The sequence below is a fragment of the Pseudomonas mucoides genome, from assembly GCF_015461845.1.
Taxonomy (GTDB): domain Bacteria; phylum Pseudomonadota; class Gammaproteobacteria; order Pseudomonadales; family Pseudomonadaceae; genus Aquipseudomonas; species Aquipseudomonas mucoides.
In genome coordinates this window covers 316,318-324,046 of the sequence record NZ_JACOPW010000006.1, presented here as the reverse complement: position 1 = coordinate 324,046, position 7,729 = coordinate 316,318, and the positions used below count along the sequence as shown (strand labels likewise).

Annotated in this window: 10 protein-coding genes, 4 tRNA genes and 1 rRNA gene; all 15 read left to right on the top strand. The window is 53.8% G+C overall.

Features of this window, described 5'->3' with window-relative positions:
- A 5S ribosomal RNA gene (gene rrf / locus H8F22_RS24880) occupies positions 1-95 on the top strand; the annotation flags it as partial.
- Positions 96-230: 135 nt separating this feature from the next.
- On the top strand, positions 231-1,190 hold the full coding sequence (birA, locus tag H8F22_RS24875) for a bifunctional biotin--[acetyl-CoA-carboxylase] ligase/biotin operon repressor BirA (RefSeq protein WP_027924381.1): 960 nt from the start codon (positions 231-233) through the stop codon (positions 1,188-1,190).
- Positions 1,180-1,929: a pantothenate kinase gene (locus tag H8F22_RS24870; protein WP_027924380.1), complete on the top strand. Its 750-nt coding sequence runs from the start codon at positions 1,180-1,182 to the stop codon at positions 1,927-1,929. The genes birA and H8F22_RS24870 overlap by 11 nt, the downstream gene beginning before the upstream one ends.
- A 7-nt stretch (positions 1,930-1,936) precedes the next feature.
- Positions 1,937-2,377, top strand: coding sequence for a hypothetical protein (locus tag H8F22_RS24865; protein ID WP_027924379.1), 441 nt, complete (start codon positions 1,937-1,939; stop codon positions 2,375-2,377).
- 144 nt (positions 2,378-2,521) lie between these two features.
- Positions 2,522-2,606, top strand: a tRNA-Tyr gene (locus H8F22_RS24860).
- A gap of 24 nt (positions 2,607-2,630) precedes the next feature.
- Positions 2,631-2,704 (top strand) — tRNA-Gly (locus H8F22_RS24855).
- 26 nt (positions 2,705-2,730) lie between these two features.
- Positions 2,731-2,806 (top strand) — tRNA-Thr (locus H8F22_RS24850).
- 84 nt (positions 2,807-2,890) lie between these two features.
- Positions 2,891-4,084, top strand: a complete 1,194-nt coding sequence (gene tuf / locus H8F22_RS24845; RefSeq protein ID WP_027924378.1) for an elongation factor Tu — start codon at positions 2,891-2,893, stop codon at positions 4,082-4,084.
- 53 nt (positions 4,085-4,137) lie between these two features.
- Positions 4,138-4,213 (top strand) — tRNA-Trp (locus H8F22_RS24840).
- 45 nt (positions 4,214-4,258) lie between these two features.
- On the top strand, positions 4,259-4,627 hold the full coding sequence (secE, locus tag H8F22_RS24835) for a preprotein translocase subunit SecE (RefSeq protein WP_007896620.1): 369 nt from the start codon (positions 4,259-4,261) through the stop codon (positions 4,625-4,627).
- Positions 4,628-4,636: 9 nt separating this feature from the next.
- Positions 4,637-5,170, top strand: coding sequence for a transcription termination/antitermination protein NusG (nusG, locus tag H8F22_RS24830; protein WP_007896622.1), 534 nt, complete (start codon positions 4,637-4,639; stop codon positions 5,168-5,170).
- A gap of 117 nt (positions 5,171-5,287) precedes the next feature.
- Positions 5,288-5,719 (top strand): 50S ribosomal protein L11, encoded by a 432-nt coding sequence (gene rplK / locus H8F22_RS24825; protein ID WP_007933726.1) that lies wholly within the window; start codon positions 5,288-5,290, stop codon positions 5,717-5,719.
- Positions 5,719-6,414 carry a 50S ribosomal protein L1 gene (rplA, locus tag H8F22_RS24820; protein WP_003186095.1) on the top strand — a complete coding sequence of 232 codons (696 nt, stop codon included), beginning with the start codon at positions 5,719-5,721 and terminating at the stop codon, positions 6,412-6,414. Before rplK ends, rplA begins: the two co-directional genes overlap by 1 nt.
- A gap of 198 nt (positions 6,415-6,612) precedes the next feature.
- The gene (rplJ, locus tag H8F22_RS24815) at positions 6,613-7,113 is read left to right on the top strand and encodes a 50S ribosomal protein L10 (RefSeq protein WP_027926086.1); all 501 of its coding nucleotides are present in this window, start codon (positions 6,613-6,615) and stop codon (positions 7,111-7,113) included.
- A gap of 78 nt (positions 7,114-7,191) precedes the next feature.
- The gene (gene rplL, locus H8F22_RS24810) at positions 7,192-7,557 is read left to right on the top strand and encodes a 50S ribosomal protein L7/L12 (protein WP_027926087.1); all 366 of its coding nucleotides are present in this window, start codon (positions 7,192-7,194) and stop codon (positions 7,555-7,557) included.
- The last annotated feature ends 172 nt before the right edge of the window (positions 7,558-7,729 follow it).

Genomic DNA, 7,729 nt, shown 5'->3' with positions numbered 1-7,729 from the left:
GAACCACCTGATCCCATCCCGAACTCAGCAGTGAAACGATGCATCGCCGATGGTAGTGTGGGGTTTCCCCATGTGAGAGTAGGTCATCGTCAAGATTAAATTCCGAAACCCCTATCTGCGTATGCAGGTAGGGGTTTTGTTTTGCCCGCTGGAAATCCGTCTTGTCGGTTTTCTATGCAACGGCTCGGGGCATGGCTATCATGCGGGCCTCATTGTGAGGCGAGACTTGCATGCTGACGTTGTTAAAGCTTCTTAAAGATGGCCGGTTCCATTCGGGCCAGACCCTGGGTGCTGCACTGGGGATCAGTCGTAGTGCGGTGTGGAAGCAGCTTCAGCATCTAGAGGCTGAGCTTGGCTTGTCAGTTCATAAGGTGCGCGGTCGCGGATATCAGCTGGCTGCACCGTTGACGCTATTGGATCCTGTCGCCATATCGGACGAGGCGCCTGCTTGTGGCTGGCCAATTTTGCTCTTCGACTCAATAGACTCCACCAACGCTGAGGCCTTGCGCGCTATCGAGCGTGGTCAGGCTGCGCCATTTTTGGTGCTTGCCGAGCGCCAGACAGCTGGTCGCGGGCGGCGAGGGCGCAAGTGGGTCAGCCCTTTTGCAGAGAACGTCTATTACAGCCTGGTATTGCGCATTGATGGTGGAATGCGGCAGCTGGAGGGTTTGAGCCTCGTTGTCGGTCTTGCTGTCATGCAGACATTGCGAGCGCTCGGTGTTCCAGGAGCGGGATTAAAATGGCCCAACGATGTTTTGGTGGGGCAGAAAAAGATCGCCGGGATATTGCTCGAATTGGTGGGTGATCCTGCGGATGTCTGTCACGTAGTGCTGGGTGTTGGAATAAACGTCAATATGCAGATGACTGAAGAGGTTGATCAGCTATGGACGTCAATGCGTCTGGAGTCAGGTAAGGCCTTTGACCGCAATCACCTGGTTTCGGAATTGGGCTCGATGCTCCAGAAATACCTGGCTCGACACCAGTTAGACGGATTTTCCTCTATCCAGTCGGAGTGGGAGCAAAACCATCTTTGGCAGGGGCGGGCAGTGTCTTTGATTGCCGGCGTAAGCCAGATAGATGGTGAGGTATTGGGTATCGACAGTCAGGGGGCTTTGCGCTTGAAAGTAAATGGCGTTGAAAAAGTCTTTAGTGGTGGTGAGCTCAGTTTGAGGTTGCGCGATGATTCTTGAGCTCGACTGTGGAAACAGTTTTATCAAATGGCGTGTGCTCTGTGCAGATGTCCGGCGAGTGTTTAGTGAAGGTGTGGTTGATTCGGATGATGCTTTGTTGGAGGGCTTGAGCAATCTAGATGGGCTCGCACTTAAGCATTGTCGGTTGGTCAGCGTTAGAACGGCTGAAGAAACCGCTGCTTTAGCTTCTATATTGACGCAAGCTTTCGGTGTATCCGTGGTGTGCGCGACTCCAGCCCGCGAAATGGCCGGAGTACGCAACGGGTATGACGAGTTTGAGCGGCTGGGTCTCGATCGCTGGCTTGCGATGCTCGGAGGGTTTCATCTGGCTTCCGGCGCGTGTCTGGTGCTTGATTTCGGTACCGCTGTGACGGCCGACTTCATTGCAGCGGACGGGGAGCACCTCGGTGGCTTTATCTGTCCTGGGATGCCCTTAATGCGCAACCAGTTGCGAACCCATACTCGAAAAATTCGATACGGTGACCTGGCTGCCGAGCGAGCGCTCGAAAGTCTCGCTCCTGGCCGTACAACCGTCGAAGCGGTAGAGCGAGGGTGCTCTCTTATGCTGAGGGGGTTTGTCCTGACTCAGTTGGAGTTGGCGCGTAGTTACTGGGGGGATGAGTTTACTGTATTCCTTACCGGGGGCGATGCGACGCTGGTTTCCGGAATCGTGCCCGAAGCCAGGCTGGTTCCAGACCTGATTTTTGTAGGTTTAGCGATGGCATGTCCATTGTCCTGAGGTTTTTATGCGCTGGTTGTTCCTCTTGCTGCTCGTACTCAACGTCTTCTATTACATTTGGCATCAACAAGAGGCCCCGCTGCGGGCGAAAGATGTAACGCCTTTGAGCTTGTACCGAGGGGCGCAACAGGATATTCGCTTGTTAAGCGAGGCGGCGGAAACGACTCGAGATAAAGGAAAATCCGCAGAGGCGGTTAATGGTTGTCTCTATTTGGGGGGCTTTGCTCGCCAGGAGACCGTCCTGCTGGTAGGGCGCCGACTGGGAGAGATAGGCGTCAAGTATCAGTCTTTGCCGAAAGACGCCGTCGAGTCGTCTGGTTATTGGGTGCGTGTAGCCCCCGAAAGCCAGCGTTTGCTGGATGATTTGCAGCTGCTAAACCTTTCTAAAGAATTCAATGAGTTAAAACATAAAATAATGCCGTGTGAGGGGGTTGCACCGGCTGAATAGTTTGCATAGAATGGCGCCCGCTTCGCAGTGAAGACCTTTAGCGGTCAGCAGTGCGGAAGCGGTGTTAATGCAGCTAACCTCAGGTTTTTAATGAGAAAAATGCTTGACAGAAGGCTGGCATGATGTAGAATGCCGGCTCGCTTAGGAGGGGTTCCCGAGCGGCCAAAGGGATCAGACTGTAAATCTGACGTCTACGACTTCGAAGGTTCGAATCCTTCCCCCTCCACCAATTTTAGCGAGAGCTGCAAGCTCCGCGGGTATAGTTTAGTGGTAGAACCTCAGCCTTCCAAGCTGATGATGCGGGTTCGATTCCCGCTACCCGCTCCAAGTTTGCAGATCCTGCAAAGTGTTACGCTCTTGTAGCTCAGTTGGTAGAGCACACCCTTGGTAAGGGTGAGGTCAGCGGTTCAAATCCGCTCAAGAGCTCCATATAACAAGGCAGATATGAAAATATCTGCCTTTGTTTTAATGGTTGATATTACTTGCTCAATTCTTTTGTTGGGGGTTGTTTCGATGGCTAAGGAAAAGTTCGATCGTTCGCTGCCGCACGTTAACGTTGGTACTATCGGTCACGTTGACCATGGTAAGACTACGCTGACTGCTGCTCTGACTCGCGTTTGCTCCGAGGTTTTCGGTTCGGCCATCGTTGATTTCGATAAAATCGACAGCGCGCCAGAAGAAAAAGCTCGCGGTATCACCATTAACACCGCACACGTCGAGTACAACTCGAAGATTCGTCACTATGCTCACGTTGACTGCCCAGGTCACGCTGACTATGTGAAGAACATGATCACTGGTGCTGCCCAGATGGACGGCGCTATCCTGGTTTGCTCGGCCGCTGATGGTCCGATGCCGCAAACCCGTGAGCATATCCTGCTGTCCCGTCAGGTAGGCGTTCCGTACATCGTGGTTTTCCTGAACAAGGCTGACCTGGTAGACGACGCTGAGCTGCTGGAACTGGTTGAGATGGAAGTGCGCGATCTGCTGAGCACTTACGACTTCCCAGGTGACGACACTCCGATCATCATTGGTTCGGCGCGTATGGCTCTGGAAGGTAAAGACGACAACGAAATGGGCACCACTGCCGTTCGTAAACTGGTTGAGACTCTGGATAGCTACATCCCAGAACCAGTTCGTCTGACCGACAAGCCGTTCCTGATGCCAATCGAAGACGTATTCTCGATCTCCGGTCGCGGTACTGTTGTGACTGGTCGTATCGAGCGCGGTATCGTTCGCGTTCAGGACCCACTGGAAATCGTTGGTCTGCGTGACACTACCGTCACCACCTGCACCGGTGTTGAAATGTTCCGCAAGCTGCTCGACGAAGGTCGTGCTGGCGAGAACTGCGGCGTGCTGCTGCGCGGCACCAAGCGTGACGACGTTGAGCGTGGCCAGGTTCTGGTTAAGCCGGGTTCGGTTAAGCCGCACACCAAGTTCACCGCAGAAGTTTACGTTCTGAGCAAGGAAGAAGGCGGCCGTCATACTCCGTTCTTCAAAGGCTACCGTCCACAGTTCTACTTCCGTACTACTGACGTGACTGGTAACTGCGAGCTGCCAGAAGGCGTTGAAATGGTAATGCCAGGTGACAACATTCAGATGACTGTTACCCTGATCAAAACCATCGCGATGGAAGATGGTCTGCGTTTCGCTATCCGTGAAGGCGGTCGTACCGTCGGCGCTGGCGTCGTAGCCAAAATCATCGAGTAAATTGTTGTAATGTCTTTTTCGGGCCGGCATAATGGTCGGCCTGATTTTGTTTTAGGTCAGTAGCTCAATTGGCAGAGCGACGGTCTCCAAAACCGTAGGTTGGGGGTTCGATTCCCTCCTGACCTGCCAGATTCACTTGGTGTGTCTGGCTTTCTTTTCACAGGATCTTCATAGATGACTCCTAAAGCTGAAGCTCAAGGCTCTCGCTTCGATCTGCTCAAGTGGCTAGTAGTAGTCGCTTTGGTGGTTGTTGGCGTTGTTGGCAATCAGTATTACTCTGCTTCGCCGATCCTGTACCGTGTACTTGCACTGCTCGTCATTGCTGCTGTAGCTGCCTTTGTAGGCCTGCAGACAGTCAAGGGCAAGTCTTTCTTTGTACTGGTTAAGGAAGCTCGCACTGAGATTCGTAAAGTCGTATGGCCAACTCGCCAAGAAACCACGCAGACCACGTTGATTGTTGTGGCTGTTGTTCTGGTTATGGCGTTGCTGTTGTGGGGGCTTGATTCCCTCCTCGGCTGGCTTGTTTCCTTGATTGTCGGCTAAGGGTGTCCCGTGGCTAAGCGTTGGTACGTTGTGCATGCTTACTCCGGTTACGAGAAGCATGTCATGCGCTCGTTGGTAGAGCGCGTAAAGCTGGCTGGCATGGAAGATGGCTTCGGCGAAATTCTGGTTCCCACTGAAGAAGTGGTTGAAATGCGTAATGGCCAGAAGCGCAAAAGCGAGCGCAAGTTCTTCCCAGGTTACGTGCTGGTACAGATGGATATGAACGAGGGTACTTGGCACTTGGTCAAGGATACGCCTCGGGTGATGGGCTTCATTGGCGGTACTGCCGATAAGCCTGCGCCAATTACAGATAAAGAGGCAGAAGCAATTCTGCGTCGCGTCGCTGATGGTAGTGATAAGCCGAAGCCGAAGACATTGTTCGAGCCGGGTGAGTCGGTACGGGTCAATGACGGGCCGTTTGCTGATTTTACCGGCACGGTTGAAGAAGTTAATTACGAGAAGAGCCGGATCCAAGTGGCAGTGCTCATTTTCGGTCGCTCTACCCCGGTAGAGCTAGAGTTCAGCCAGGTCGAAAAGGTCTAGCTGAGCAAGCATCCCAACCCCGCAGCCCTAGGCTGTGGGGTTTTGTCGTCACTGGGATAAACGCGCAAGTAACCGGGGAGCCTTTCGAGGCGTTTGAACCCGTAATTGGAGTGCCTCATGGCCAAGAAAATTACCGCTTACATCAAGCTGCAAGTGAAGGCCGCTCAGGCTAACCCAAGCCCACCTGTTGGTCCTGCTCTGGGTCAGCACGGCGTGAACATCATGGAATTCTGCAAGGCCTTCAACGCCCGTACTCAGGGTCTTGAGCCAGGTCTGCCGACTCCAGTGATCATCACTGTCTACAGCGACCGTAGCTTCACTTTTGAAACCAAGTCCACCCCTGCTTCGGTTCTGCTGAAGAAGGCTGCTGGTCTGACTAGCGGTTCCGCTCGTCCGAACACCGTTAAGGTTGGCACCGTGACCCGTGCTCAGCTGGAAGAAATCGCGAAAACCAAAAACGCGGATCTGACTGCAGCTGATATGGAAGCAGCCGTGCGTACTATCGCCGGTTCTGCTCGTAGCATGGGCCTTAACGTGGAGGGTGTGTAATGGCTAAGTTGACCAAGCGTCAAAAGGCTATCGCCGGCAAAATCGAAGCAGGCAAGGCCTACAACTTTGTAGACGCTGCTGCTCTGCTGGCTGAGCTGTCGACTGTCAAGTTCAGCGAGTCGTTCGACGTTGCTGTTAACCTGGGTGTTGACCCGCGTAAATCTGACCAGGTTGTTCGTAGCGCTACTGTGCTGCCGCACGGCACTGGCAAGACCGTTCGCGTTGCTGTGTTCACCCAGGGTCCAGCTGCTGAGGCCGCTCTGGCTGCCGGCGCTGACCGTGTAGGTATGGACGACCTGGCTGCCGAAATGAAAGGCGGCGACCTGAACTATGACGTAGTTATCGCATCCCCGGATGCAATGCGCGTTGTTGGTCAGTTGGGTCAGATCCTCGGTCCACGCGGCCTGATGCCTAACCCTAAAGTCGGCACCGTAACTCCAGACGTAGCTACCGCGGTTAAAAACGCCAAAGCTGGTCAGGTTCGTTATCGCACCGACAAAAACGGCATCATCCACACTTCCGTTGGCAAGATCGGCTTCGACGCCGTCAAGCTGAAGGAAAACGTTGAAGCCCTGATCGCTGATCTGAAGCGTATCAAGCCAGCTTCCTCGAAAGGCATTTACGTCAAGCGCGTTACCCTGAGCACCACTATGGGCCCAGGTCTGGTCATCGACCAAAGCTCGCTCGACGCGTAAGACACAGGTTGGCGCGAGCGATCGCGCCAATTGAAAGATTGGGGTCCCTGCCTGGCGGGGGCTATCCAAGACCGTAGGCGACGCAAGTCTTAAACCTCAAGCCTACGCAGATGGTGCTCCCGGTTCCTTACCGAATCAGACACCAAAACGACATCCGGCTTCGGCCAGATGAAACGGTAACAAGCAGGAGTTAAACCCGTGGCAATTAATCTCGAAGACAAGAAGGCCATCGTCGCTGAAGTCAACGAGGCTGCCAAAGTCGCTCTGTCCGCTGTCGTGGCTGATGCCCGTGGCGTAACAGTAGGCGCGATGACCGGACTCCGTAAAGAGGCTCGTGAAGCTGGCGTTTACGTACGTGTTGTACGTAACACCCTGCTCAAGCGCGCTGTTGCTGACACTGAATACAGTGTCCTCAACGACGTGTTCACCGGCCCGACTCTGATCGCGTTCTCCAAGGATCATCCTGGCGCTGCTGCCCGTTTGTTCAAGGAATTCGCCAAGAGTCAGGATAAGTTCGAGATCAAGGCAGCTGCGTTCGAGGGCAAGTTCCTCGCAGCTAACCAAATCGACGTACTGGCAACACTGCCGACCCGTGACGAAGCAATTTCTCAGCTGATGAGCGTGATTCAAGGCGCTACCAGCAAGTTGGCTCGTACTCTGGCTGCAGTTCGCGACCAAAAAGAAGCTGTTGCAGCCTAAGGCTGAACATCTCCTTTCGCGTATTTTTGTTTATTTCGATGGCCGCGTAGGCCGTCCCCCAATTCAGGAAATACAGCAATGTCTATCTCCCAAGACGATATCCTCAACGCCGTAGCTGAAATGTCGGTTCTGCAGGTTGTTGAGCTGATCAAAGCTTTCGAAGAAAAATTCGGCGTTACCGCTGCTGCTGCATCGGCTGGTCCAGCTGCTGCTGCCGCTGTTGTTGAAGAGCAAACCGAATTCAACGTCATGCTGACCGAAGCTGGCGAGAAGAAAGTAAACGTGATCAAGGCAGTACGTGAACTGACCGGTCTGGGCCTGAAAGAAGCCAAGGCTGTAGTTGACGGCGCTCCTGCCATGGTTCTGGAAGCTGTTTCGAAAGACGCAGCTGACAAAGCCAAAGCTACTCTGGAAGAAGCAGGCGCTAAAGTCGAGCTGAAGTAAGCATCGACTTTGCTCCTCCAGCCCGAGCGTAAAGCGAAAGGCTGATGGCTGGTGGCTCTTGCCACCGGCCTTTTTCCGTTATTGGCAGCCGACTGGGTCGGTGCTGATAACGAGCTGTAACCACCCGATGTGGTGGCGCAAACCATGGGGTTTGCACGATTTTCTGGCTGCT